This is a genomic window from Enterobacter sp. 22499, assembly GCF_052044815.1.
GTDB lineage: Bacteria > Pseudomonadota > Gammaproteobacteria > Enterobacterales > Enterobacteriaceae > Enterobacter > Enterobacter bugandensis.
Genome location: NZ_JBQENR010000001.1, coordinates 181981 through 207833 on the forward strand (window position 1 = coordinate 181981; position 25853 = coordinate 207833).

27 protein-coding genes are annotated in these 25853 nt (G+C 57.2%); 9 read left to right on the top strand and 18 right to left on the bottom strand.

Annotated elements, in window-relative coordinates; translation table 11 throughout:
• Window positions 1–84: 84 nt before the first annotated feature.
• Complete coding sequence (locus ACTJI7_RS00860) at window positions 85–879, bottom strand: PhzF family phenazine biosynthesis protein (RefSeq protein WP_048999560.1); 795 nt, start codon at window positions 877–879, stop codon at window positions 85–87.
• Window positions 880–905: 26 nt separating this feature from the next.
• A complete protein-coding gene (locus ACTJI7_RS00865) occupies window positions 906–1694 on the bottom strand; it encodes a PhzF family phenazine biosynthesis protein (RefSeq protein ID WP_126345557.1) in 789 nt (262 codons plus the stop codon).
• A 177-nt stretch (window positions 1695–1871) separates the two neighbouring features.
• Here ACTJI7_RS00865 and ACTJI7_RS00870 point away from each other — a divergent pair, with 177 nt between their 5' ends.
• Window positions 1872–3068, top strand: a complete 1197-nt coding sequence (locus ACTJI7_RS00870) for a sugar transporter (RefSeq protein WP_192979211.1) — start codon at window positions 1872–1874, stop codon at window positions 3066–3068.
• Window positions 3069–3114: 46 nt separating this feature from the next.
• Here the strand turns inward: ACTJI7_RS00870 and ACTJI7_RS00875 are convergent, their stop codons facing one another.
• Window positions 3115–3780: a MarC family NAAT transporter gene (locus tag ACTJI7_RS00875; RefSeq protein ID WP_323307185.1), complete on the bottom strand. Its 666-nt coding sequence runs from the start codon at window positions 3778–3780 to the stop codon at window positions 3115–3117.
• Window positions 3781–4036: 256 nt separating this feature from the next.
• Here ACTJI7_RS00875 and marR point away from each other — a divergent pair, with 256 nt between their 5' ends.
• From marR to marB, 3 genes are read left to right on the top strand one after another with little or no spacing between them, the layout of a single operon-like run.
• Window positions 4037–4471, top strand: coding sequence for a multiple antibiotic resistance transcriptional regulator MarR (gene marR, locus ACTJI7_RS00880; protein WP_063154054.1), 435 nt, complete (start codon window positions 4037–4039; stop codon window positions 4469–4471).
• Window positions 4472–4491: 20 nt separating this feature from the next.
• On the top strand, window positions 4492–4872 hold the full coding sequence (gene marA, locus ACTJI7_RS00885) for an MDR efflux pump AcrAB transcriptional activator MarA (protein WP_008502237.1): 381 nt from the start codon (window positions 4492–4494) through the stop codon (window positions 4870–4872).
• A gap of 33 nt (window positions 4873–4905) precedes the next feature.
• Window positions 4906–5124 (top strand): multiple antibiotic resistance protein MarB, encoded by a 219-nt coding sequence (marB, locus tag ACTJI7_RS00890; RefSeq protein WP_028013138.1) that lies wholly within the window; start codon window positions 4906–4908, stop codon window positions 5122–5124.
• Between the two features lie 38 nt (window positions 5125–5162).
• Here marB and eamA read toward each other — a convergent pair whose 3' ends face one another.
• Window positions 5163–6062, bottom strand: a complete 900-nt coding sequence (gene eamA / locus ACTJI7_RS00895; protein WP_028013137.1) for an O-acetylserine/cysteine exporter — start codon at window positions 6060–6062, stop codon at window positions 5163–5165.
• Between the two features lie 194 nt (window positions 6063–6256).
• Here eamA and ydeE point away from each other — a divergent pair, with 194 nt between their 5' ends.
• Entirely contained in the window at window positions 6257–7450 is a 1194-nt protein-coding gene (gene ydeE / locus ACTJI7_RS00900; RefSeq protein ID WP_028013136.1) for an efflux MFS transporter YdeE, read from the top strand.
• A 46-nt stretch (window positions 7451–7496) separates the two neighbouring features.
• Here ydeE and zinT read toward each other — a convergent pair whose 3' ends face one another.
• The 8 genes from zinT to ACTJI7_RS00940 all read right to left on the bottom strand — a co-directional run bounded on the left by zinT (window position 7497) and on the right by ACTJI7_RS00940 (window position 15515).
• A complete protein-coding gene (zinT, locus tag ACTJI7_RS00905; RefSeq protein WP_028013135.1) occupies window positions 7497–8138 on the bottom strand; it encodes a metal-binding protein ZinT in 642 nt (213 codons plus the stop codon).
• Between the two features lie 52 nt (window positions 8139–8190).
• The gene (urtE, locus tag ACTJI7_RS00910) at window positions 8191–8889 is read right to left on the bottom strand and encodes an urea ABC transporter ATP-binding subunit UrtE (RefSeq protein ID WP_028013134.1); all 699 of its coding nucleotides are present in this window, start codon (window positions 8887–8889) and stop codon (window positions 8191–8193) included.
• 9 nt (window positions 8890–8898) lie between these two features.
• Window positions 8899–9696, bottom strand: a complete 798-nt coding sequence (gene urtD, locus ACTJI7_RS00915; RefSeq protein WP_041910005.1) for an urea ABC transporter ATP-binding protein UrtD — start codon at window positions 9694–9696, stop codon at window positions 8899–8901.
• The gene (gene urtC, locus ACTJI7_RS00920) at window positions 9696–10769 is read right to left on the bottom strand and encodes an urea ABC transporter permease subunit UrtC (protein WP_045630411.1); all 1074 of its coding nucleotides are present in this window, start codon (window positions 10767–10769) and stop codon (window positions 9696–9698) included. The genes urtD and urtC overlap by 1 nt, the downstream gene beginning before the upstream one ends.
• Entirely contained in the window at window positions 10769–12343 is a 1575-nt protein-coding gene (gene urtB, locus ACTJI7_RS00925) for an urea ABC transporter permease subunit UrtB (protein WP_440669513.1), read from the bottom strand. Before urtB ends, urtC begins: the two co-directional genes overlap by 1 nt.
• Before the next feature lie 24 nt (window positions 12344–12367).
• Entirely contained in the window at window positions 12368–13639 is a 1272-nt protein-coding gene (gene urtA / locus ACTJI7_RS00930) for an urea ABC transporter substrate-binding protein (protein ID WP_028013130.1), read from the bottom strand.
• Between the two features lie 202 nt (window positions 13640–13841).
• Window positions 13842–14945, bottom strand: coding sequence for a cobalamin-independent methionine synthase II family protein (locus ACTJI7_RS00935; protein WP_063154050.1), 1104 nt, complete (start codon window positions 14943–14945; stop codon window positions 13842–13844).
• 156 nt (window positions 14946–15101) lie between these two features.
• Window positions 15102–15515 (bottom strand): rhodanese-like domain-containing protein, encoded by a 414-nt coding sequence (locus ACTJI7_RS00940; protein WP_041910013.1) that lies wholly within the window; start codon window positions 15513–15515, stop codon window positions 15102–15104.
• Window positions 15516–15588: 73 nt separating this feature from the next.
• Here ACTJI7_RS00940 and ftrA point away from each other — a divergent pair, with 73 nt between their 5' ends.
• Entirely contained in the window at window positions 15589–16596 is a 1008-nt protein-coding gene (gene ftrA, locus ACTJI7_RS00945) for a transcriptional regulator FtrA (protein WP_063154049.1), read from the top strand.
• A 155-nt stretch (window positions 16597–16751) separates the two neighbouring features.
• Here ftrA and ACTJI7_RS00950 read toward each other — a convergent pair whose 3' ends face one another.
• Complete coding sequence (locus tag ACTJI7_RS00950; RefSeq protein WP_045260501.1) at window positions 16752–17114, bottom strand: hypothetical protein; 363 nt, start codon at window positions 17112–17114, stop codon at window positions 16752–16754.
• Between the two features lie 246 nt (window positions 17115–17360).
• Here ACTJI7_RS00950 and ACTJI7_RS00955 point away from each other — a divergent pair, with 246 nt between their 5' ends.
• Window positions 17361–17591, top strand: a complete 231-nt coding sequence (locus tag ACTJI7_RS00955) for a DUF2554 family protein (RefSeq protein ID WP_047368536.1) — start codon at window positions 17361–17363, stop codon at window positions 17589–17591.
• Here the strand turns inward: ACTJI7_RS00955 and ACTJI7_RS00960 are convergent, their stop codons facing one another.
• Both ACTJI7_RS00960 and ACTJI7_RS00965 read right to left on the bottom strand, forming a co-directional pair.
• Window positions 17592–19556, bottom strand: coding sequence for a peptidase U32 family protein (locus tag ACTJI7_RS00960; RefSeq protein WP_048958188.1), 1965 nt, complete (start codon window positions 19554–19556; stop codon window positions 17592–17594).
• An 80-nt stretch (window positions 19557–19636) separates the two neighbouring features.
• Entirely contained in the window at window positions 19637–20164 is a 528-nt protein-coding gene (locus tag ACTJI7_RS00965; RefSeq protein ID WP_045260498.1) for a helix-turn-helix domain-containing protein, read from the bottom strand.
• A 92-nt stretch (window positions 20165–20256) separates the two neighbouring features.
• On the opposite strand from ACTJI7_RS00965, the gene ACTJI7_RS00970 reads away from it, so the two are divergent.
• Entirely contained in the window at window positions 20257–21429 is a 1173-nt protein-coding gene (locus tag ACTJI7_RS00970; protein ID WP_236307663.1) for a benzoate/H(+) symporter BenE family transporter, read from the top strand.
• Here the strand turns inward: ACTJI7_RS00970 and ACTJI7_RS00975 are convergent.
• The gene (locus ACTJI7_RS00975) at window positions 21403–22275 is read right to left on the bottom strand and encodes a helix-turn-helix transcriptional regulator (RefSeq protein ID WP_047365191.1); all 873 of its coding nucleotides are present in this window, start codon (window positions 22273–22275) and stop codon (window positions 21403–21405) included. The genes ACTJI7_RS00970 and ACTJI7_RS00975 overlap by 27 nt on opposite strands.
• Before the next feature lie 174 nt (window positions 22276–22449).
• On the opposite strand from ACTJI7_RS00975, the gene ACTJI7_RS00980 reads away from it, so the two are divergent.
• On the top strand, window positions 22450–23346 hold the full coding sequence (locus tag ACTJI7_RS00980) for a DMT family transporter (RefSeq protein WP_047365193.1): 897 nt from the start codon (window positions 22450–22452) through the stop codon (window positions 23344–23346).
• Window positions 23347–23380: 34 nt separating this feature from the next.
• On the opposite strand, the gene ACTJI7_RS00985 is transcribed toward ACTJI7_RS00980, so the two are convergent.
• Window positions 23381–24055: a DUF3313 domain-containing protein gene (locus tag ACTJI7_RS00985; protein ID WP_028013119.1), complete on the bottom strand. Its 675-nt coding sequence runs from the start codon at window positions 24053–24055 to the stop codon at window positions 23381–23383.
• Between the two features lie 134 nt (window positions 24056–24189).
• Window positions 24190–25785 (bottom strand): ABC transporter substrate-binding protein, encoded by a 1596-nt coding sequence (locus tag ACTJI7_RS00990; RefSeq protein WP_236307675.1) that lies wholly within the window; start codon window positions 25783–25785, stop codon window positions 24190–24192.
• Window positions 25786–25853: the final 68 nt, after the last annotated feature.

Below are 25853 nucleotides of genomic sequence, written 5' to 3' on the forward strand. Positions count from 1 at the left end.
CTCCTTGCTTTATTTGTGAAACTCAATGTCAACATAGCGCAGGCCTGCCAGGCTGCTTCATAGTATTAACTTATCGCGCAGCCGCTAGCGTAAAAAGATCCGCCCTTTCAGGTACAGGGTGGCCTGACCAGCAATGAGTACGCGGTCGCCCTTCAGCTCGCAGCGAAGATCCCCGCCGCGGTACGACACCTGGCGGGCGTTGAGCGACGTCTTACCCAGCCTTTCACTCCAGTAGGGGATCAGCATGCTGTGCGTGGACCCGGTAACCGGATCTTCCGGCACCCCTTCGCCCGGGCAGAAAAAGCGGCTGACGAAGTCATATTCCCCTTCGCCCGGCGCGGTTACGCAGACCATTTTGCCCAGCGGAACCATCGCGCCAATATCCGGCATTAATGCCTCCACCTGCTGCTGGCTCTCCAGCACCACGAGGTAGTCTCGCCCGACGCGCACCTCTTTTGCCGCCGGGATGCCCAGCGCGCTAAACAGTGCAGGCGGTGGGTTATCGACGACCTCCGTGGACCATGCGGGGAAATTCAGCGTCAGCCAGTCGCCGCTGCGTTTGACCGTCAGCTCCCCTACGAAGCGCGTGGTAAAGTGGATTTCCGTATGCGGATAGTCCAGATACTCAAAAATGACGTGTGATGCCGCGAGGGTCGCATGGCCGCAGAGATTAATTTCATGCAGCGTGGTGAACCAGCGCAGTTCAAATCCGCCGTCGGTACGCACAAAAAACGCGGTTTCCGACTGGTTATGCTGCTGTGCCATTTTGAGAAGCGTCTCGTCCGGCAGCCACTCTTCCAGAGGACATACCGCTGCCGCGTTGCCGCCAAAGGTTTTGTCGCTGAAGGCATCCACCAGATAAAAATCAATTTCCCGCATTGTCTCTTCCTCTTTTGTTATCAGTTTTAGCGCAGATACACAGTGCCTTTCAGGTAGCACGACGCCTGACCGCTCATCAATACGCGCTCCCCTTTCAGCTCGCAGCGCACATCCCCGCCGCGCGCCGAAACCTGACGGGCAAACATTGCCGTTTTCCCCAGCTTTTCGCTCCAGTAGGGGATCAGCATCGTGTGCGCGGATCCAGTCACCGGATCTTCCGGAACGGCAACGCCCGGTGAGAAGAAGCGGCTGACAAAGTCATATTCCCCTTCACCCGGTGCCGTCACGCTCACTTTATGCTCGCCCGGCGTCATCGCCGAAAAGCGCGGCGCAAGCGCTTCAACCTGCCGTGGATTTTCCAGCACAATCACCCAGGCGCGGCCTTTACGGGCTTCAACGTAATGGCGGATACCGAGCGCCGCGAGCAGCTCCGGCGGCGGCGTCTCTTCACGGGTCGGGCACGCCGGGAAGTCCAGCGTCATCCACTCGCCCTCCCGGCTGACCGTCAGTCGGCCAGAGGCGGTATCAAAGTGGATCCGCGAGTCGGGGTAATCGAGTTCATTAAACAGAACGTACGCGGCGGCCAGAGTGGCGTGACCGCAGAGATTGACTTCAGTGAGCGTGGTAAACCAGCGTAGCTCAATGCCGCCCTTAGTGCAGACGAAAAATGCGGTTTCCGACTGATTATGCTGCTGCGCCATTTTCAGTAACGTTTCATCCGGCAGCCATTCGTTCAGCGGGCAAACCGCTGCCGGATTGCCGCCGAACGAGGTATTGCTGAATGCATCTACCAGATAAAAATCAATCTCCTGCATTGTCTTACCGCCTGTTTTTGCTGTGTCGTACTTTTATATTCAATGAAAACAACGCCCCCGGCTACCGCTTTCATAAGGTAAATATTGAGATCTGCGTCACATAATGGTTGAGTTTTCGCCGTATGACGTTTTAAGATCGCCTTCTCATCTTTCCAGCAACGAATCTCCGACATCCCTATGACAACGAACACAGTTTCCCGCAGGGTCGCGTGGCTACGCGTGGTCACGCTGGCCATTGCCGCATTTATTTTTAACACCACAGAATTTGTTCCGGTTGGGCTGTTGTCTGACATAGCAGAAAGCTTCCAGATGGAAACGGCGCAGGTGGGGATTATGTTAACTATCTACGCCTGGGTGGTGGCGCTGATGTCTTTGCCGTTTATGTTGCTGACCAGCCAGATGGAGCGGCGCAGGCTGTTGATCGGCCTGTTTGCCCTGTTCATTGCCAGCCATGTCCTGTCGTTTATGGCGTGGAATTTTACGGTGCTGGTCATTAGCCGCATCGGCATTGCCTTTGCCCACGCGGTATTCTGGTCGATCACCGCGTCGCTGGCTATTCGGCTCGCGCCGGCGGGTAAACGCGCCCAGGCCTTGAGCCTGATTGCCACCGGTACCGCGCTGGCGATGGTGCTGGGGCTGCCCATTGGCCGCATCGTAGGACAGTACTTCGGCTGGCGTACCACCTTCTTTGCCATCAGCATGGGCGCGCTGGTGACGCTGGTGTGTCTGATTAAGCTGCTGCCCGCGCTGCCAAGCGAACACTCCGGCTCGCTGAAAAGCCTGCCGCTGCTGATGCGTCGCCCGGCGCTGCTGAGTATCTACCTGCTTACCGTTATCGTGGTCACCGCGCATTACACGGCGTACAGCTACATTGAACCGTTTGTGCAGGTGGTCGCGGGCTTTAGCGCAAACTTTGCCACCCTCTTACTGCTCATTCTCGGCGGCGCGGGCATTATTGGCAGCGTGCTGTTTGGTAAACTGGGTAACCAGCATGCCTCCTTGCTGGTGAGCAGCGCCATCGGCCTGCTGCTGGCGTGCCTGGTGCTGCTGCTGCCTGCGTCAGGCAGCGAAAGCCAGCTGGCGATCCTGAGCCTGTTCTGGGGCGTGGCGATCATGATTATTGGTCTCGGCATGCAGGTGAAAGTCCTGGCCCTGGCGCCGGATGCCACGGACGTGGCGATGTCGCTGTTCTCGGGGATATTCAATCTGGGGATTGGTGCAGGGGCGCTGGTGGGCAATCAGATTAGCCTGCACGTATCGATGTCGGCGATTGGCTATCTGGGGGCGATTCCGGCGCTCGTCGCGCTCGTCTGGTCGGTACTCATCTTCCGTAAGTGGCCGGTGGCGCTGGAGGAACAGGGGCAGCACGGGTGAGGTGCGTTTGTGCCGGGCAAGGCGTAGCCGCCACCCGGCACTGACATCAGTGGTAGGTCTTAATAATCTCCAGCACGCCGTTAATAATAAACTGCACGCCCATACAGACCAGTAAGAAGCCCATCAGACGGGAAATCGCCTCGATACCGCCCTTGCCCACCCAGCGCATGATCGCACCGGAACTGCGCAGAGACGCCCACACGATAACCCCAATAAGCGCAAAAATTAGCGGTGGCGCAACGGTCAGTACCCAGTCCGGGAAGGTAGAGCTGTCGCGCACCGTCGATGCAGAACTGATGATCATCGCGATGGTACCCGGCCCGGCCGTACTCGGCATGGCCAGCGGTACAAAAGCAATATTCGCGCTCGGTTCGGACTCCAGCTCTTCAGATTTGCTGGTTGCCTCCGGAGACTCGTGCGCTTTCTGCGCCGGGAACAGCATGCGGAAGCCAATAAAGGCCACAATCAGCCCGCCCGCTATACGCAGCCCGGGAATTGAAATCCCGAAGGTGTTCATCACCAGCTGTCCGGCGTAGTAGGCCACCATCATAATGGCAAACACATACACCGAAGCCATCATCGACTGATGGTTGCGCTCGGCGCTGTTCATATTCCCTGCCAGCCCCAGGAACAGCGCCACCGTCGTTAACGGGTTAGCTAACGGCAGCAGTACCACCAGCCCGAGACCAATTGCTTTAACCAAATCCAACATAGTGCGTCATTGTCCTTATCCACATTTAACATCGCAATTATAGGGTGAAAGTGTGACGTTCAGCCATCGGCACAACGTAACGATAGTTTTCCTTTGGGAACGATACCCGTTTGTTATCTTCCTGATTTGAAAGGTTGCAAAAATCGTTCATGAAACGTTTTAGCAATTCGTGGCATCGGCTGATTCATTCAGTTGACTTATACTTGCCTGAGCAATAATATCTGCCGTGATTAAACTACTTGCCAGGGCAACCATTGTGAAAAGCACCAGTGATATCTTTAACGACATTGTTCCGCTGGGTCGTCTTATTCATATGGTTAACCAGAAAAAAGATCGCCTGCTCAATGACTACCTGTCACCGCTGGATATCACCGCAACACAGTTCAAAGTGCTGTGTTCCATTCGCTGCGAAGTGTGTATCACGCCGGTTGAGCTGAAAAAGGTGCTCTCTGTCGATCTGGGTGCGTTAACCCGCATGCTCGATCGTCTCGTCTGCAAAGGATGGGTAGAACGAAGCCCTAACCCGAATGACAAACGCGGCGTACTGGTCAGGCTCACCAGCGATGGTGCGGCTATGTGCGAGCAATGTCATCAATTAGTAGGACAAACACTGCATCAGGAATTAACAAAAAACTTAACGGCAGATGAAGTGGCTACCCTTGAGCTTTTGCTGAAGAAAATACTGCCGTAAACAGAAAAAGAGGTATGACGATGTCCAGACGCAATACTGACGCTATCACTATTCATAGCATTTTGGACTGGATCGAAGATAACCTGGAATCGCCGCTCTCCCTTGAAAAAGTGTCTGAGCGTTCAGGTTACTCCAAATGGCACCTGCAACGGATGTTCAAAAAAGAGACCGGTCATTCATTAGGTCAATATATTCGCAGCCGCAAGCTGACGGAAATTGCCCAGAAACTGAAAGAAAGCAATGAACCGATCCTTTATCTGGCGGAGCGTTACGGATTTGAATCACAGCAAACCCTCACGCGTACGTTCAAGAACTATTTTGACGTGCCGCCTCATAAGTACCGAATTACCAGTGTGCCGGGTGAATCCCGTTACCTGTATCCGTTAAAACACTGTAGTTAATCATCGCCTGTAAAAGACGTAACCGAGGAAAAAATGAAAGTTACCGCCTCCGCCGCCCTCGCCTTGCTGGTGCTGTTTTCCAGCCAGACCTTCGCGGAGCAAACCCCAGGTGCAACGCAGCAAAATAATCATGACACGATGATTTTGCCGTCAGCACATGACCAGTCGCCTTATGATTTCAACCACATGGGTGCTGGTAGCGACAAATCCGACGAATTAGGCGTGCCTTATTATAATCAGCACGGCCTCTGATTCGTTTTTGCCCCGCAGCCGCGGGGCTTTTTTATGCCCTATCCCCTTACCCGCGCCGCCCGGCGAACCCGCAGGCCAAACACGTTGATGTACAGCCCGGCCATGATCAGCACGGCACCGAGCAGCTGCAGCGCGCTCAGCGTTTCATCCAGCAGTATCGCCGCACTGGCAAGCCCCACTACCGGAACCAGCAAAGACAGCGGCGCGACGCGCCAGGTCTCATAGCGCCCCAGCAGCGAACCCCAGATCCCGTAGCCCACGATGGTGGCGACAAACGCCAGATAGATAAGAGAAAGGATCGTGGTCAGATCGATCTCGACCAGGCTGTTCAGCATCACCTCCGGGCCATCCAGAATAAACGACGCCACCAGAAACGGGATTATCGGAATCAATGCGCTCCAGACCACCAGGGACATCACCTGAGGCCTCGCCTCGTGCTGCATAATCAGCTTGTTGAAAATATTGCCGCACGCCCAGCTCAGCCCCGCCGCCAGCGTGAGCATAAACCCGAGCAGCGCCACATCCTGACCGTTCAGGCTGGCTTCAATCAGCACCAGCACGCCAAATACCGCCAGCGTTATCCCCGCCAGCTGCTTGCCCTGCAGGCGTTCGCCAAACACGAACGCGCCGAGAATAATGGTAAAGAACGCCTGCGCCTGTAAAACCAGCGAGGCCAGACCGGCCGGCATGCCGAACTTGATGGCGCAGAAGAGAAACGCGAACTGGCCAAAGCTGATGGTCAGACCGTAGCCCAGCAGCAGTTTTAACGGGATTTTCGGACGGGCGACGAAAAAGAGCGCCGGGAACGCCACCAGCATAAAACGCAAACCGGCCAGCATCAGCGGGGGCATGTTGTGCAATCCCAGCTTGATGACCACAAAATTGAGTCCCCATACCACGACCACCAGCAACGCCAGCAGTCCGTCTTTACGCGTCATACCCTGCCCCTGAATTATTAATAATTTGTTAACACTTCAAGGTAACAGAAAAAAGTGTGCCGCGAGAAGATCATTATTTCTGGCAGGCAGCTGAAGCACTTAGGGATAAATCGGGTGCTATACAAGCCCCTTATGTCATGGTAATCCTGTTAACACTCGTCTAAAAAAAGCATAAGCAACCGTCGGGAAGGAATATGAAACCATCTCTCAGGCGCTCAACCGCAGCGCTGCTGGCATCGTCATTGTTATTAACCATCGGTCGGGGGGCAACGCTGCCGTTCATGACCATTTATCTCACGCGCGTGTTTAATATGAGCGTCGAGAATATTGGTTATGCCCTGACGATTGCGCTGACCGTTGGCGTGGTGTTCAGCCTGGGATTTGGTATTCTGGCCGATAAGTTTGATAAAAAACGCTATATGCTGATCGCGATCGTGGCTTTTATCGCCGGTTTTGTCGCGATTCCGCTGGTGGATAACGTCACCCTGGTAGTGCTGTTCTTTTCCCTGATTAACTGCGCTTATTCCGTCTTTTCGACGGTGCTGAAAGCCTGGTTCTCGGACGTGCTGACCTCCAGCCAGAAAGCGCGCGTCTTCTCGCTCAACTACAGCTTTCTGAACATTGGCTGGACGATTGGGCCGCCGATTGGCACCCTGCTGGTGATGTACAGCCTGCAGCTGCCGTTCTGGCTGGCGGCCTTCTGCGCTGCGCTGCCGCTCGGGTTTATTCATTTCTTCGTGCAAAAAAGCGTCGCGCTGGATACCGCCGAGGAGAAGATGCCCTGGCAGCCGTCGGTGCTGCTGAAAGATCGCGCCCTGTTCTGGTTCACCCTCTCCGGCCTGCTCGCGTCTTACGTGGGCGGATCGTTCGCCAGCTGCATTTCGCAATACGTACTGGCCGCCAATGCCGACAGCGATTTTGCCCAGAAGGTGGTCGCCGTGGTGCTGCCCGTTAACGCCGCCGTGGTGGTGACGCTGCAGTACGCGCTGGGGCGGAAGATCTCCGCCAGCAATATTCGGCCTTTAATGACCGCCGCAACGCTGTTTTTTATCCTGGGTCTGGGAGGCTTTATGCTCTCCGGGGAGAACCTGATTTACTGGGGCATCGCCGCCGCCATCTTTACGCTGGGTGAGATTATCTACGCACCGGGTGAATACATGCTGATCGACAACATCGCCCCGCCGGGGATGAAGGCGAGCTATTTTTCCGCGCAGGCGCTGGGCTGGCTCGGCGCGGCGGCAAACCCGATGATCACCGGCATTATCCTGACCAACCTGCCACACTGGTCGCTGTTTGCAATCATGATGGTTGCCATCGTCGTTGCCTGGCTGATGATTTTGCGGGGAATGAGCGTGAAGGCGTGGAACGAATCCCCCAAAGCGGCGTAAAAAATAGTGGCCGGGTAAGGCGAAGCCGCCCCCCGGCAATAACGCATCAGTGGTGCAGCATCTCCTCGACCACCTGCTCTTTGTACATCTCGTTTGGATAATAGGTCGGCCAGTTGTCCATCTCTTTCAGCAGCGCCTCGTGGGAGGTATTGCCCATAAAAATATGGAAGTGCGATGAGGCTTTCGGTCCGATGATATGGTCGCTGAACTGCACGAACTTCGGCGCCTTGCTGTCGGCATCCTTACACTCAAACAGATAGCGAACGCCTTTTTTGCCCGATGCGTAGGTCAGAATTTTGTAGCCACTGTAGTCATACTGACAGCTGCTGACCGCCTTGCCTCTGTGGAATTCCATTACGTTATTTTCAATGCCGATGGCATCCACGTCCGTGGCATATCCCTTGCGGTAGTACGCTTTCACCTCGTCAAAGGTTTTGCTTTTATCCTTCTGCGCTTTCTGTTTGAAGACCGGATCCAGCGAACCGTCCAGCAGGAACGGATACACCGACTGCCAGGTGCCGTCCCAGTCGGACAGCGTTCTGTCCTTCACGTCTTTATCCTCAAACACGCCGTTCGCCGCTTTCTGTTCTGCTTCGGTCATCTGATGGCCGTGCGAGTGAGCAAACAGCTGGCCACTGACCAGCAGCGCCCCCAGAGTCATGGCAAATTTTCCAATATGTGCAGCCAAAGTAACGCCCTCATTCCGTTTTATAAGAATGAGGATGTTATATTATAACATTTCAGATCGCAACCAGCCCGCGAACGCCCTCCTGCTCCATATTTTCGCCCCTCCCGCGCTGAATGATAGTGCCGCGGGACATCAGGAGATAGCTGTCGGCCAGCTCGGCGGCAAAGTCGTAAAACTGCTCGACGAGCAGGATTGCCATATCGCCTCTGTTTGCCAGGGTGCGGATCACCTGGCCAATCTCTTTGATGACGGAAGGCTGTATGCCTTCCGTCGGTTCGTCCAGAATCAGCAGCTGCGGACGGCTCGCCAGCGCGCGACCAATCGCCAGCTGCTGCTGCTGCCCGCCGGAGAGATCGCCCCCGCGGCGGTGCTTCATCTCTTTGAGAACCGGAAACAGCTGCCAGATCTCGTCAGGAACCTGCTTTGCCTCGCGGGCGGAAAAACGCGACAGCCCAAGCAAAAGGTTCTCTTCCACGGTCAGGCGCGGGAAAATCTCGCGGCCCTGCGGGACATACGCCACGCCGGACTGCACCCGCTGGTGCGGCCTGCTGTGGGTGATCGTTTTACCCTGCCAGATGACCTCCCCGGTTTTCGCCGGGATCAACCCCATCAGGCACTTCAGCAGCGTGGTTTTCCCGACGCCGTTGCGTCCCAGCAGACAGGTGACTTCACCGGGAGCGGCTTCGAAGCTCACGCCGCGCAGGATATGGCTGCCGCCGTAGTACTGATTCAGTTCGTTAACCTGTAACATCATCGCTCCTTAGCGGCCCAGATAGACCTCAATCACCTGCTCGTTGGCCTGCACCTCGCGAAGCGAGCCTTCCGCCAGCACGCGCCCCTGATGCAGCACCGTGACGTGGTCGGCAATCGTTTCAACAAAGCCCATGTCGTGCTCCACCACCATCAGGGAATGCTTGCCCGCCAGGGTTTTGAACAGCTCGGCGGTGTATTCCGTTTCCGCATCGGTCATCCCGGCGGCGGGTTCATCCAGCAGCAGCAGGTGCGGGTCCTGCACCAGCAGCATGCCGATCTCCAGGAACTGTTTCTGCCCGTGCGAAAGCAGCCCGGCGCGACGGTCCCGCTCGCTGCCAAGGCGCAGAAGAACCAGCATCTCGTCAATGCGGTCCCGCTGCTCGCCGTTGAGTTTTGCCCGCAGGCTCGCCCAGACGGATTTATCGGTTTTCATGGCGATCTCAAGGTTCTCCCACACCGTCAGCGCTTCAAAGACCGTGGGTTTCTGGAATTTTCGGCCAATCCCCTGACGGGCAATGGCCGCAGGCTCCAGCCCGGTCAGGTCGATGGACTGGTCGTAAATCGCTCTCCCGCTTTTGGGTCGGGTTTTGCCGGTGATCACGTCCATCAGCGTGGTTTTACCCGCCCCGTTGGGGCCAATCACGCAGCGCAACTCGCCCACGCCGATATTCAGGGAGAGATCGGTCAGCGCCTGGAAGCCGTCGAAACTGACGTTAATGGCCTCAAGCTGAAGCACCGGGTCAGTCTGGTCCCGGTAGCGATCGCCGGGCAACTGGCGGGTAAATAACTCTTCCGTTGGCTGCATTATTTCTCTCCCTTACGCAACAGACCGTAGACGCCGCGCGGCAGGAACAGCGTGACGGCGATAAAAATCAGCCCCAGAAACAGCTGCCAGTACTCCGGCATGGCAACGGTAAAGAAGCTTTTCGCCCCGTTCACCAGCGCCGCGCCAATCACCGGCCCCACCAGGGTGCCGCGCCCGCCCAGCGCCACCCAGATGGCGGCTTCTATCGAGTTGGTCGGCGACATTTCACCGGGGTTAATAATGCCCACCTGCGGAACGTACAGCGCCCCCGCCAGGCCGCACAGCACGGCGGAGAGCGTCCACACCAGCAGCTTGAACCCGCGCGGATCGTACCCGCAGAACGTCAGGCGGTTTTCCGCGTCGCGCACGGCGGTCAGGATGCGGCCAAACTTGCTCTTCGCCAGCGCAAATCCGGTGCCCAACGCCAGAAGCAGCAACAGCACCGTCGCCAGGAACAGCGCGATGCGGGTGGTCGTTTCCGTCACCGAAAACCCGAGCAGCGTGGTGAAGCCGGTAAAGCCGTTATTGCCGCCGAAGCCGGTTTCGTTGCGAAAGAACAGCAGCATGCCCGCGTAGGTCAGCGCCTGGGTCATAATCGAGAAGTAAACCCCTTTGATCTTCGAGCGGAAGGCAAACCAGCCAAACACCAGCGCCAGCAAACCCGGCACCATCACGATCAGCACCAGTGCCCAGGCAAAGTGCTGGGTGCCCCACCAGAACCACGGCAGCTCGCTCCAGGAGAGAAACGACATAAACGCGGGCAGGCCGTCGCCTGACGCCTGGCGCATCAGGTACATGCCCATCGCATAGCCGCCCAGGGCGAAGAAGATGCCGTGTCCAAGAGAGAGCATGCCGGCGTAGCCCCACACCAGATCCAGCGCCACCGCAACGATGGCATAGCAGAGGATCTTGCCGATGAGCGTCAGCATCCAGGTCGACAGCGCCAGCGGATGCGTGGCGGGCAGCAAGGCGAAAAACGGTAAAATCAGCAGACACGCCACCAGCAGGCTGCCTGCAATCTGTGTCGTGCGCGGCGCTTTACGCGCCAGCGTTAAGGTCAGCGGCTGGCTCATCAGTCAATCACCCTCCCTTTCAGCGCAAACAGCCCCTGAGGGCGCTTCTGGATAAACAGGACGATCGCCACCAGAATCACGATCTTGCCCAGCACCGCCCCCATCTGCGGCTCAAGGATTTTATTGAAAATGCCCAGCCCGAACGCGGCAGCCACGCTGCCTGCCAGCTGGCCTACGCCACCGAGAACGACTACGAGGAACGAGTCGATGATGTACCCCTGACCAAGCTCCGGCCCGACGTTACCCAGCTGGGATAACGCCACGCCGCCTAACCCGGCGATCCCTGAGCCCAGCCCAAACGCCAGCATATCGACGCGCCCGGTCGGTACCCCGCAGCAGGCGGCCATGCTGCGGTTTTGCGTCACCGCGCGCACGTTCAGACCAAGACGGGTTTTATTCAGAATCAGCCAGGTGAAGAACAGCACCAGCAGCACGAAGCCCAGCACCACAATGCGGTTCCACGGCAGGGTAAGGTTAGCAAAAACCTGTACCCCGCCGGAAAGCCATGCCGGGTTTGCCACCTCGAGGTTCTGGGCACCAAAGGTCATGCGCACCAGCTGGATGAGCATCAGGCTGATCCCCCAGGTCGCCAGCAGCGTTTCCAGCGGACGACCGTACAGGTGACGGATCACGGTGCGCTCCAGCACCATTCCAATGCCCGCCGTCAGGCAGAACGCTACCGGCAAGGCGATAACGGGATAGAGCGCCAGCCACTGAGGCGCAAGCCCGGTCATTGCCTGCTGCACCATCCACGTGGCGTACGCCCCCAGCATCAGCATCTCGCCGTGGGCCATGTTAATGACGCCCAGCAGGCCGTAGGTGATCGCGAGCCCCAGCGCGGCCAGCAGCAACACCGACCCCAGAGAAAGCCCCATAAACGCCTGGCCCAGCAGATCGCCCCACATCAGGCGATGCGTAATCTGGCTAAGGCTCTCTTCTGCGGCCGCGCGCACGCCGGCGTCCGGCTCGGTCTGCGCCTGGGTAAACGGCGTGAGTCTGGACTGTACGTCCGGATCGTCTGACTGGCCCAGCAGTTCGACGGCCCTGCGGCGCACCTCCGGCTGCGGGCTCGCCAGCTGGAGATTCGCTACCGCCAGCAGGAGCGCCTGCCGCGCCACAGCGTCCGCTTCATCCCCGGCGCGCTTTTCCAGAAAAGCGAGCATGTCGAGCTGAGCATCCCGCTGGAGCTGACGGGCTGCAGCCCGCCTTTCGGTGACACTGTCACTAACAAGCTGATGCGTGGCAATGGCCGTTGCAGCCAGCACGCGCAGCCGGTTCGTCAGGCGTACGGCTTTGGTTTGCCCTACTGCCGCGCGGGCGTCACCGAGCGAAACCATTTCGCCATTACGCTTCGCAAAGGCGTGCTTTTGGCTGTCGGTATACAGGTTTTCCTTTTGCAGGGACTGAAGCAGCGGAAGCCTGGCGGCATCCGGCGCGGCGGCCCACTGCGTGAGGAGCTCCGCCTGCTGGCCGCGGCTGGCGGCAACAAAACGATCGGCATCCGATGCCTGCGCCATCCCTGGCAGCAGTCCGGAAAGCCATACAAGAGCGATGAACATGCGCATGGCGTTCATGACGTTTCTCCCTGAGGCAATGGCCTAGTTGCTGGCGGTTTTCATCGGCTGGTCGGGCTTTTTGTCATTCCCGGCGATGAACGGACTCCACGGCTGGGCGCGCACCGGCTGTTCCGTCTGCCAGACCACGTTGAACTGGCCGTTGCCTTCAATTTCACCGATCATGACCGGCTTATGCAGATGATGGTTGGTAGCATCCATGGTGAGCGTAAAGCCAGACGGCGCCTTAAATGACTGACCGGCCATCGCCGCGCGCACCTTATCCACGTCGGTGGTGCCTGCTTTTTCCACCGCCTGTGCCCACATATGGATCCCCACGTAAGTCGCCTCCATCGGGTCGTTGGTCACCACGGTATCGGCATTCGGCAGCTTGTGCGCCTTCGCATAGGCTTTGTAATCCGCGACGAACGCCTGGTTGGTTGGATTATCCACGGACTCAAAGTAGTTCCACGCCGCCAGGTTACCCACCAGCGGTTTGGTGTCGATTCCGCGTAGCTCTTCTTCGCCGACGGAGAATGCCACCACCGGCACGTCGGTGGCCTTCAGCCCCTGGTTAGCCAGCTCTTTGTAGAACGGCACGTTGGAGTCGCCGTTGATGGTCGACACCACGGCGGTTTTGCCGCCGGCGGAGAATTTCTTGATGCTGGCGACGATGGTCTGGTAGTCGCTGTGACCAAACGGGGTGTAAACCTCTTCGATGTCCTTATCCTCCACCCCTTTCGAATGCAGGAACGCGCGCAGGATCTTGTTGGTGGTGCGCGGGTAAACGTAGTCGGTACCCAGCAGGAAGAAGCGCTTCGCCCCGCCGCCGTCCTCGCTCATCAGGTATTCCACCGCCGGGATGGCCTGCTGGTTCGGCGCCGCGCCGGTATAGAAGACGTTTGGCGACATCTCTTCGCCTTCATACTGCACCGGATAGAACAGCAGGCCGTTCAGCTCCTCAAACACCGGCAGCACGGATTTGCGCGAAACCGACGTCCAGCAGCCGAACACCACCGCCACTTTATCCTGGCTCAGCAGCTGGCGTGCCTTCTCGGCAAACAGCGGCCAGTTTGAGGCTGGATCCACCACCACAGGCTCCAGTTTCTTACCCAGCACGCCGCCTTTGGCGTTGATCTCGTCGATGGTCATCAGGGCGACGTCCTTCAGCGGGGTTTCGGAGATGGCCATCGTGCCGGACAGAGAGTGCATGATCCCCACTTTGATGGTGTCGGCCGCCTGCACGCCAAAACTCATTCCCATCGCCACGACGGACGCGGATAACGCAAAGGCTTTTAATAAGGTACGACGCTGCATATTTTCACTCCTGAAAAAGAACGCTGTGCGAAAACGTCCGTTACGGCATGGACGCGGAAATAAAGGTGTCAGCGAAGCAGGAGCAAAAAGGATGCCAGAATGGAGGAAGCGCTATTGCAGGAGACAGACGGCAGGATGTAAAGAGAACGACTCAGAATGGCACAGCGCTGCACTTTTATAATGCAGCGCTGAGGAAGCGCTTTTACCAGACTTCGCTGGCGATCTGCGTCACCAGACGGACCTTATCCCACTGCTGGGACTCGCTCAGGCTGTTGCCCTCTTCGGTGGAGGCAAAACCGCACTGCGGGCTGAGGCAGATTTGCTCTTTCGCCACGTATTTCGCCGCCTCTTCCAGACGGGCCTTCACGCCTTCCGGGTTCTCCAGCTCACCGTTTTTCGTGGTGATCAGGCCCAGCACCACCTGCTGCTTGCCCGGGCGAACGAAGCGCAGCGGCGCGAAATCCCCGCTGCGGTCGTTATCGTATTCCAGGAAGAATGCGTCAACGTTGACCGTCCCGAACAGCACTTCCGCCACCGGCTCGTAGCCGCCTTCGGAAATCCAGGTTGAACGGAAGTTACCGCGGCAGACGTGCAGCCCGATGGTCAGATCCTCCGGCTTGCCTTCCAGGGCCTTGTTCAGTACGCGGGCATAGATTTGCGCCAGCTCATCGGCATCGTCGCCGCGCTCGCGGATCTGACGGCGCTGGTCGTCCGAGCAGAGGTAGGCCCAGACGGTGTCGTCCAACTGCAGATAACGGCAGCCCGCGTCGTAGAATGCGCGGATGGCGTCGCGCCAGGTGGTTGCCAGATCGTCGAAATAGTCGTTCAGATCCGGGTACACCGTCGCGTCGATGTCTTTGCGCCCGCCGCGGAAATGGAGCACGCTTGGGCTGGGAATGGTCATCTTCGGCTGGGCATTGCCGCTGATGCTTTTCAGATAGCGGAAGTCTTCCAGCATCGGGTGATCGCCAAAGCCCAGCTTGCCGGTCACGCGCACGCCGTGGGCTTTGGTTTGTACTCCGTTGAACTGAATCCCCTGCTGTGAATCGTAACGCTCAACGCCCTGAAGACCGTCGAAGAAATCGAAGTGCCACCAGGCACGGCGAAATTCACCGTCGGTCACCACATGCAGGCCGCACGCGCACTGCTGCTCGACGACGTGGCGAATAGCCTCGTCCTCCACCGCGCGAAGCTGTCCGGCATCAATCTCGCCGCTGGCGAACTTCAGGCGAGCCTGCTTGATGGTATCCGGGCGTAAAAAGCTGCCGACTACGTCGGCGCGGTATGGGGCGTGCTGTCGTTGCATGGAAATCTCCTCAGTCTGCCGGTATTAATTGCCCGCAGTGATAATTCATTATTCAAATCTTTAGACTTCTGGATGTCTAAATGTCCAAAAAAGATGTCATACCTTACCGTTTCCGGCAAACGAGAAAATTTCACGGGTGTTGAAAAAAATTCATCTTCACAGCGCGTCAGCGTGCGCCTGGCTGGCAAAGGCGTAGCGTTCATCTTCCCAGCCGGTGATGCCGCCGAGCATGATTTTGACCGGCAGCCCGAGACGCGCCAGCTTCAGCGCGGCTCTGTCAGCGCCGTTACAGTGCGGTCCGGCGCAGTAGACGACAAACAGCGTCCCTTCCGGCCATTGGGCCATGCGCTCAGCGGTCATCTGGCTCCACGGCATATGCAGTGCGCCCGGCACATGGCGGCGGGCAAACTGTTCCGGGCTCCCCACCACGTGCAGCAGCACGAAGTCCTGCTCATTATTGGCGATGGCGTGATGCACGTCGGCGCAGTCGGTTTCGACGCTCAGGCGACGCAGAAAATGGGTAACGGCTTCCTGCGGCTCGGCAGCCGGAAATTCAGTAACATAGCTCATGATCCTTCCTCATCTTTGGCGTTTGTGTTAACACTACTCTATCCACAAATTCAGCCCGTGAATGCGCTCGCTTATGCCAGAAAACAGCAAAAAGATGACAAACTTAAGACAGGTTACCCGCCCGCAGGTGGTGGTGCTGGCGTATGACGGGCTATGTACCTTTGAGTTTGGCGTGGCGGTTGAGATTTTTGGCCTGCCGCGTCCGGAGCTGGGCGACGACTGGTATCGTTTTGCGGTGGCGAGCGTGGATAGCGGAGAACTGCGGGCGACCGGCGGGATCCGCATCGTTACCGATGGGGACTTGAGCCTGCTTGCGTCGGCGGACCTGATCGTGGTTCCCGGCTGGCGGGGGCTGGACTCACCGGTTCCTCCGGCGCTCTGCGAGGCGCTGCGCCAGGCCAGCGCGCGCGGATGTCAGCTTCTGTCCATCTGCTCGGGCGTGTTCGTGCTGGCCGCTACGGGGCTGCTGAACGGACGTAAAGCCACGACGCACTGGCGCTACATTGACGCGCTTAAGGTTCGCTACCCTGACATCGAGGTGGTTGAGGATGTGCTCTACCAGGACGAGGGCGATATCCTGACCTCCGCGGGCAGCGCGGCGGGAATCGATCTCTGTCTGCACATCGTCCGGCGGGACTATGGCATGGAAACCGCCAACAGCGTGGCGCGTCGGCTGGTGATCCCCCCTCACCGGGATGGTTCACAGCCGCAGCAGTTGAGCCGCCCGGTGGCGCAGCTGCGTGAGAGTCAGCGCCTGGGCCAGCTGTTTGATTTTCTGCACACGCACCTTGTCGAGCCGCACAGCGTCGACTCGCTGGCGCGTCGGGTCGGCATGAGCCAGCGCACCTTTCTTCGTCGCTTCGAGGCGGCAACGGGCACGACGCCCGCACGCTGGCTGCTTAATGAACGCCTGCTGAGAGCAAAAGATTATCTGGAGAGCAGCCGTTTAAGCATCGACAGCATCGCGGAACAGACCGGGTTTGGTCAGGCGTCGACGCTGCGTCATCATTTTCGTCAGCAGTTTGCGCTTTCCCCGGCTCAGTATCGCAAACAATTTTCACGTTCTGATACTGCCCGCTAGCGGCAAAAGCGCAAAAAAAACCGCCATTATCTGGCGGTAAATGCTTGCATGGATAGATTTGTATTTTGGTCTCTACGTCCCCGACGCTCCATGGTCGGGCAGCGGATCTCATACAAACTAACACTGGCTGTCTCAACGAAAGCTAAACAGCCTGATTAACTCGCGCTGGTGTTGATTTGTAAATAGCGCATCAGGCCCTGCTCAGCGCTCTGCCTGGCATCATCGTTAAGGGCCTCGAGATAAAACGATCGCGATACGCCATAGGGAGCCTTTTCAGAGGGATATACCGCAAACTGGAATGTTTTTCCCCGTGCCGGATGGGTGCAGTCTAATTCCCAGCGCTGTTCATTTACTCTTTTACTAGTGCAGGCTACGCGTCCATAGTCGCTGGTTAAATAGGAACCAACGCGAATTTCAGCGGACTGAATATATTCTGGTTCGTCATTACCTGCATAACGAATCGCTGCAACGGCACCTACCGCAACAGCCAGAAGCGAAAACGCTATTATTTTTTTCATTTATGAATGACCCATTCCTTAGCCAGAGATTCACTATTATATAGGATTTATCCTTAAAGCGAACATCCAACTATGGACCAGAAATAGGAGGTTTACAAAAACGCACATATATTTTAAGAAAAATCCTAATCGGTATTATGAACCCACGTTATTTGACATTTTCTTTGCGCTATTTTGAAATTTTGAATAATAACCCTAAACAATAATTGGCATGATTTCCCCGCGCTGTTCTTATTCGGTGAATTTATGTTCAAAAAAGGGCTATCTTTTATCATGCTTATTTGTGCCCTCTTTTCCGGCCAGCTGATGGCCGGGCACAAAGGCCATGAATATGTTTGGGTAAAGAATGTGGAGCATCAGCTGCGGCATGAGGCCGACAGTGACGAGTTACGCAGTGTAGCGGAAGAGTCAGCGGAGGGTTTGCGCGAACACCACCTGTGGCAGAAATCGCGCAAACCGGACACGCACGTAAGGTAATTAACTGCCCTTGCGTTTCGGAAGGGTTTTCATCAGATCGTCGGGGCTCACGGACGCAACGATGCTGCCCGGCGGTGGCATTTTGAAAATGTGGTTTTTCATTTTTCCGATAACATGCATTTCGCAAGGACGGCAGTCAAACTTCAGGGTCAGAACTTCGTCACCGTTGACCAGCTGCATGGGGGTGGCCTTCCAGCTTTTAATATTCCCTTTCGCCTGTTTCGGGCACAGGTTAAAAGCAAAGCGCAGGCAGTGCTTGGTGATCATCACCGGCACATCGCCCTTCTCTTCGTGCGCTTCATAGGCCGCGTCGATAAGCTGCACGCCGTGGCGATGATAAAATTCACGCGCTTTATGGTTGTAAACGTTGGCCAGGAACGATAAATGGGTGTCCGGATACACAGGCGCAGGAACGGATTCGGCCTTACGGCTGCCGCGCGGATACTGCGCCAGGCGTGCGGCATCCAGCATCTCTGCCGTTTCGCGGCGGAACTGGTTCAGCAGGCTATTCGGCACGAACAGCGCGTCCGGCAGATTAACCTCGATGGCGCGCGCGTAGTAAATCGTCTGGCCCAGCTTCGCTACGCCGTCCTTCAGGCTGTTAAGCGCTTTATCCGCGTTGTTTGCCACCTCGAACAGACCATCAAGCGTATGCGTTACGCTGATGCCGTCTTCGCAGGTCATGGTCAGGATCAGCTGCTCTTCCCAGCCGCCCAGCTCAATGTCCACCGCGATGCGACGCTCGCTGGAGGTTTTCAGCAACGCCTGCTGCCAGTTATGATCCAGGTTACGGTTGAGCGGCGCGTTCGGCCTTGCCTTGTAGAGATCGGCAGGCATTTCATTCGGCCAGACGCGGTAGCGGTTCTCGCCGGTTTTTTCGACCGTGTTGGCGCGGAAGCCCACCACTTCACGCTTAATCATCACGTTCAGGCCGTCGCCGTTCGCCAGCGGCTCGGTCACTTCAACGTCCAGATGATCTTTCGCCACTTTCAACACTTCACCGACCGGTAAACCGATAAACTTCGGTGAGTCAAACGCGCCGATATCCCCTTTGCGGGCGTTCACGAAATAGTCCGTGCTGCCGCGGTGGAAGGTTTTGTCCGTTGACGGAATAAAGAAATGTTCGGTACGACCGGCCGAGGCGCGCGCCAGGTCACCGCGATCTTCGATGATGGCGTCCAGCATCTGGCGATAGTGCGCGGTGATGTTCTTCACGTAGCTCATATCTTTGTAGCGCCCTTCAATCTTAAAGGAACGCACGCCCGCGTCGATCAGCGCGCCCAGGTTGGCGGTCTGATCGTTATCCTTCATGGAAAGCAGGTGTTTTTCGAACGCCACCACGCGACCCTGGTCGTCTTTCAGGGTATACGGCAGACGGCAGGCCTGCGAGCAGTCGCCGCGGTTGGCGCTGCGGCCCGTCTGGGCGTGGGAAATGTTGCACTGGCCGGAATAGGCCACGCACAGCGCGCCGTGGATAAAGAATTCGATCGTCGCGTCGGTTGCCTGGTGAATATCGCGGATCTGATTGAGGTTCAGCTCGCGGGCCAGAACGATCTGCGAAAAGCCCACGTCGGAGAGAAACTTCGCCTTCTCAACCGTGCGGATATCGCACTGGGTGCTGGCATGCAGTTCGATAGGCGGAATATCCAGCTCAAGCACGCCCATATCCTGAACAATCAGGGCATCGACGCCGGTCTGGTAGAGATCGGTAATCAGACGCTGCGCGGGCTCCAGCTCATCATCATGAAGAATGGTGTTCAGGGTCACGAACACTTTCGCCCCGAAACGGTGGGCGAACGGCACCAGATCGGCAATATCGCGCAGGCTGTTGCTGGCGTTATGGCGGGCACCGAAGCCAGGGCCGCCGATGTAGACGGCGTCAGCGCCATGAAGGATCGCTTCACGGGCAATGGCGGCGTCGCGGGCCGGGCTTAAAAGTTCAAGATGATGGGATTGCAGGCGCATACTTCGTCGTTATCCGTTATGGTCAAAATGGCGGCTATTGTAGTCAGAAGTATGCGCCAGCGAAACAGTTTTGCGTAGCCTCAGCGGGGATAATGGATCAGAGAGTGAAAATGCACCGGCCTGTCGCTGCTGTTGCGGTAGGCGTGCGGTTTATCGCCGGCAAAACGGACGCCAGAATCGGCATGAACCGTCTGCCACTCGTCGTTGATGTTCATCTCCAGCTCGCCGCTGATGACCACCACATGTTCAATCACGCCTGCCTCATGCGGCGTGGACTCGCTCAGGGCCCCCGGTGCCAGCGTGATGGAGAAATGATCGAACCGGAGCGTCTCATCCCAGGGAAAGAGCGGTTTGACCACCATCGCCTGCTGCTGTGAATCAAACACAGCTGGCCTGTCCGCCTCTGGCGTAATGAAAGCGGAAAACGGGACGTTCAGCCCGGTGGCAATTTTCCACAGCGTCGACACCGTCGGGCTGGACTCATTGCGCTCGATTTGCCCGAGCATCGCTTTCGACACGCCCGTTTCGTCCGCCAGCTTCGACAAACTCCAGCCGCGCGCCTGGCGCAGCGTTTTCAGCGTTGCTGCAAGATGTTGTGTAATGTCCATGCTCCCTCCTGATGGCCCTGAGCATACCACTTGTACGCTATAGCGCACAGTGTTACCTTATCGCGGACGTTATAACGCACAGCGGAGTTTCTATGCGCCCTACCTCTCATCTCGTTCCAGTCGTACTGGCTGGATTTGTCGCCGTTCTGGTCGGTTACGCCAGTTCGGCAGCCATCATCTGGCAGGCCGCCGCGGCGGCAGGCGCCAGCGCGCAGCAGATTGCGGGCTGGATGACCGCGCTGGGGGTTGGGATGGGCGTCAGCACGCTGGCGCTCTCCTGGTGGTATAAAGCTCCGGTGCTGACCGCCTGGTCTACGCCCGGCGCGGCGCTACTCGCCACCAGCCTGCACGGCGTGACGCTGGCCGAGACAATCGGCGTGTTTATCTTCGCCAACGCGCTCATTTTACTCTGCGGCATGACCGGGCTTTTCGCCCGCCTGATGAAGCTGATCCCACATTCACTGGCTGCGGCCATGCTGGCAGGCGTACTCCTGCAGTTTGGGCTGCATGCGTTTGCCCATCTGGACGGGCACTTTCTGCTGTGCGGCAGCATGATTGCCGCGTGGCTGCTGGCGAAAGCGCTGGCACCGCGCTATGCAATCGTCGTTACGCTGCTGGTGGGCGGGATCGTGGCGTGGGCGGGAGGTGACGTTGTCACCGATAAAATCACCATTTCCTTCGTGATACCTGAGTTTATTGCGCCCACGTTCACCTTCACCAGCCTGGTGAGCATCGGCTTGCCCTTCTTCCTGGTGACCATGGCCTCGCAAAATGCGCCCGGTTTCGCGACCATGAAAGCGTCCGGCTATCCGCTGGCGGTCTCACCGCTCATTATTTTAACCGGCGGGCTGGCGCTGCTGTTGTCCCCCTTCGGCGTCTTTTCCATCTGCATAGCCGCCATTACCGCCGCTATCTGTCAAAGCCCGGATGCCCATCCCGATGCCGGTAAACGCTGGCTGGCGGCCATCGCGGCCGGCGGGTTTTATCTGCTGGCGGGAGTGTTCGGCGGATCCATCACCGGGATAATGGCAGCGCTGCCGCTCAGCTGGATCCAGACGCTGGCCGGTCTGGCGCTGCTGGGTACCATCAGCGGGAGTTTATATCAGGCGCTGAATCATGAAGCGGAGCGCGACGCGGCTATCGTCACGTTTCTGATGACCGCAAGCGGCGTCACGATCCTGGGCATCGGCTCGGCATTCTGGGGGCTGGTGCTGGGCGGTGTAAGCTATGCCCTGTTTTCACGCGCTCGCCGCGCGCAGCTGTGACGGCGTGATGCCCATGACGCTGCGAAAACGGTTACTGAAGTGGCTGGCGGAGTTAAACCCGCAGGCCAGCGCGATATCCGTCAGCGGCGTCGAGGTATGCTGCACCAGGTTTTTCGCTTTTTCCATGCGCCGTTGCATAACGTACTGATGCGGCGCCAGCCCCGTCGACTGGCGGAACATGCGGGCAAAATGGTATTCGCTGAGTGCGGCCTGCGCCGCCAGATCGGCCAGCGTCAGGGGCTGTCCGAGGTTTTCTTCAATAAAAGCCAGCACGTTGCGCAGAACAAACGGCGATAGCCCGCCGGTAACGACCGGGAGCTTCCACTGAACGTTGGCGTAGTTTTGCAGCAGGTGGGTCAACAGCAGCGTAGAGGCCGTGCTCAGGGTGAGTTGGTTGGCCTGCTGCTGCCAGTCGCAGCCGAGCAGAAACTGGCGGTACAGCGCGGTGATCTTCGGGTCGCTGCCAAAAATGCGCTCGTCCAGAGTCAGCGACAGGGGCCGCTTGTCCCAGATTTTTTCGCCCACATCGCGCAGGTGTTCATCGGTGCAGTAGAGATGGACAAACGACAGGTCATCGCGGATATCCCACGTCGATTCGCTCTCTTTCGGCATCAGACAGAAACGGTCCGGTCCCCCGCCGTTCTTCCAGCCGCCCGGCGTCTTTTGATAGCTCTCGTAACCGTCGGCGACGTACAGACTAAGGGTATGATGATTGCTTTTGACCGTTATCGTATCGTGCTTGTTGTACCACGCCGCCAGCTGAATGCCGGAATTGAGCGCGACCGTTTCCCGCAGGACCGCATTCTGCTGGCGAAGCGTTTCAAAGGTATCGTAAGCGTGAGACATAACCGTTAGCGCGTTATTGAGTGAACTGTCAGTCTAAGAACTGTTGTTCCCCGTTGCCAGCCCCCGGAAAAGAAAAAAGCGCAAGATTTTGCAAGTCTACCGCAAGCCGGTGAAAGCCCCAGAGCGATGACAGCGCCATACTGCGGGCTTCCGTGGTTTGAGAAGAGAAAAAATATGAACGCGTTATTATACGGACTGGTGGTGATCATCTGGGGAACCACCTGGATTGCCATTTTCCTGCAGCAGGGTCCCGTACCCGCCCCCGTCTCTATTTTCTGGCGTTTCGCGGTGGCCAGCGCCACGATGATGGTGGTGTTACTTGCCCTGCGCCGGTTGCGTAAGCTGGCGCTGCGGGATCATCTGTTCTGCATGCTTCAGGGATGCTGCGTCTTCTGCTTTAACTTCTGGTGTTTTTATACCGCGGCGGCACACATCAACACCGGGCTGGAATCGGTGATCTTCTCCATGGCGGTGCTCTACAACGCTATTAACTGTTTTATTTTCTTTGGACAGCGCCCGCCCGCGCGTTTCTGGACGGCGGCGGCGCTGGGTCTTGTGGGGATCGTGACCCTTTTCTGGGACGACCTGCTGGCCAGCGGCTGGAGCGTATCGCTCCTGACGGGCATTGGCCTTTCCGCGCTCGGCACGTACGGCTTCTCGCTGGGCAATATGATCAGCATGCGCCATCAGCGCAGAGGTCTGGAAACCATGACCACCAACGCCTGGGCTATGCTTTACGGCACGCTGGTGATGGGGGGTATTGCGCTCTTCAGAGGCGACAGTTTTACCCCGGAATGGACGGTCACCTATATGGGCGCGCTGCTCTATCTGGCCCTCTTCGGCTCGGTGATTGCCTTTGGTGCCTACTTCACGCTGGTGGGACGTATCGGCCCCGGGAAAGCGGCCTACAGTACGCTGCTCTTCCCGCTGGTGGCGCTCTCTATCTCAACGGTGTATGAAGGCTACGTCTGGCACATTAACGGTATCGTCGGTTTGCTGCTGATTCTTGGCGGGAATATGGTGATGTTCACGAAACCAGAGACCTGGTTCAGGCGCCTGCGTACGGCGTAAAAAAAACGGCCTGCGCAATGCAGGCCGCTTAACGTTATTTCGCTGTTTTATGCACGTCAAACATGGTGGCGTCCGTCGCCATGTCGTCAACAACCTGCTTCAGCGTCGCAAAGGTCATCGGCGTACTTTCGTTATTCAGCTCTTTGCCTTCACCTTTACGAACCACCTTCATCACCGGTTTATTGGTGGCCGCGTCGATCAGCTCACCTTCAAAGTAGAGATGGGTATCCATGGTGCGATGGCCGGTAGCCATCTGCGTACCTGCTACCACCAGCGCGACCGGCACCACTTCATAGAACTGCAGGCCTTCTTTCTGCGAACTCACCCCGGTGATAGCACCGCGGAAAATCAGGCTGTGTTTACCCGGCGTGGTCACAATCGGCTTACGGGTACCAATAGCCGTTTTCATTTTGTTATTGGTGTAATTCAGCAGCTCATCAAGGGTTTGTTTCCCGATCTGAGTCGTCGGTTTTGGCGTTGGATAATAGGTGATTGGCGTCCAGATAATGCTGTCATAGTTGGCTTCGTTATAGGAAGGGTCAACCCAACGCAGCGTTGGTTTACCCGTTGCAGACGTCGTCTGCTGCAAGCCGGAATAATCTTTTAAAAAGCCTGAATATTGTTCTGGAGCCGCGACTTTTGAAGAACAGCCCGCCACTGCCAATAAACCCGTAAGCACTGCAACTTTAAAAAAAGTTTGAGTACGCATGATAGTTTTCCATGTAATCTGCAAGTATGCATTTGAAGTTATAGCAAAAGTTCGGCGGGTTTGTTGTGACAAAAAATGACGTGGGGAGCACAAATTGCGAAAAGAATGCCCGGCAGCGTACCGGGCAGAGAAAATTACTGATTAATATCCACCTGCCAGAACAAATGTTTACCAAACGGATCGATTTCGTAACCTGTCACCTCTTTGCGCACCGGTTCGAAGATCGTTGAATGCGCAATCATAACCGCCGGCATCTGGTCATGCATGATCTGCTGCGCCTCTTTATACAGCGCCACGCGCTTGTCGCGATCGGTAGTTGATTTTGCTTCCGCGATAATTTTATCAAACGGCTTATAGCACCACTTCGCCGAATTCGAACCGCCGTTGGCCGAGGTGCAGGTAAACAGCGGGCCAAAGAAGTTATCCGGGTCGCCCGTTGCGGTCGTCCAGCCCATCAGGGCAGCCTGATGTTCACCGTCCTTCACGCGCTTGAGATATTCGCCCCATTCGTAGGTAACAATTTTGGTCTGCACCCCCACCTTCGCCCAGTCAGCCTGAATCATCTCCGCCATCCGTCTGGCGTTCGGGTTATAGGGCCGCTGGACGGGCATCGCCCACAGGTCAATACTCATGCCGCCGGCTAAACCGGCCTCTTTCAGCAACGCTTTCGCTTTTTCAGGATCGTAATCGTAATCCTTCAGCTCGCTGTCAGCGCTCCAGACGCCCGGCGGCAGCAGGTTTTTCGCCGCGGTGCCGGTGCCGTGGAACACCGCGTCGATAATGGCCGGCTTATTGATCGCCATCGCCAGCGCCTGGCGAACCTTCACGTTATCCAGCGGCGGTTTTTGGGTATTAAACGCCAGGAAACCCGTGTTCAGCCCGGCCTTGCTCATCAGCGTAATATCATTATTAGCCTTCATACGCGGCAGATCCGCCGGGTTCGGGAACGGCATCACCTGGCATTCGTTTTTCTCAATTTTGGCAAAACGCACGGAAGGATCCGGGGTGATGGTAAAGACAAGCCTGTCCAGCTTTGATTTCCCCTGCCAGTAGTCGGCAAACGCCGTGAACAGAATGCGGGAATCCTTCTGATACTGCGCCAGCTTAAACGGCCCGGTGCCAATGGGCTGCATATCCACCTTCTCCGGCGTGCCCGCTTTCAACATTGCATCGGCATACTCCGCGGAGAGGATCGAGGCAAAATACCATGCCAGATCCGCAACAAACGGCGCTTCAGGGTGCGCCAGGGTAAAGCGCACCGTATGGTCATCGACTTTATCAATAGCGGTAATCAGGCTGCCAAACTCCAGGCTTTCGAAGTTGGAATAGCTGCCGTTTGAGACGTTGTGATAGGGATGGTTCACGTCCTTCTGGCGCATAAACGAGAAGATCACGTCATCTGCGTTAAAATCGCGGGTCGGCGTGAAGAATTTATTGCTCTGAAACTTCACCCCTTTACGCAGATGGAAGGTATAAACCTTGCCGTCGTCGCTCACCTCCCAGCGCTCTGCCAGGCTCGGCACCAGCTCCGTGGTGCCGGGTTTGAAATCGACCAGCCGGTTGTAAACCGGCACTGCGCTGGCATCCACGCTGGTGCCCGAGGTGTATAACTGGGGATTAAAGTTTTCCGGTGACCCTTCGGAGCAATACACCAGCGTTTTCGCGGCTACGGTGGAACTGACCGTGAGCGCAGCGAGTGCCAGCGTTAACGTTGTGCGTTTGCTTGTCATCATTTATTCCTGTCTTTTTAATTCGACGGCTAATTAATTCTTTTGCCATTTCATAAATAACATTAAAG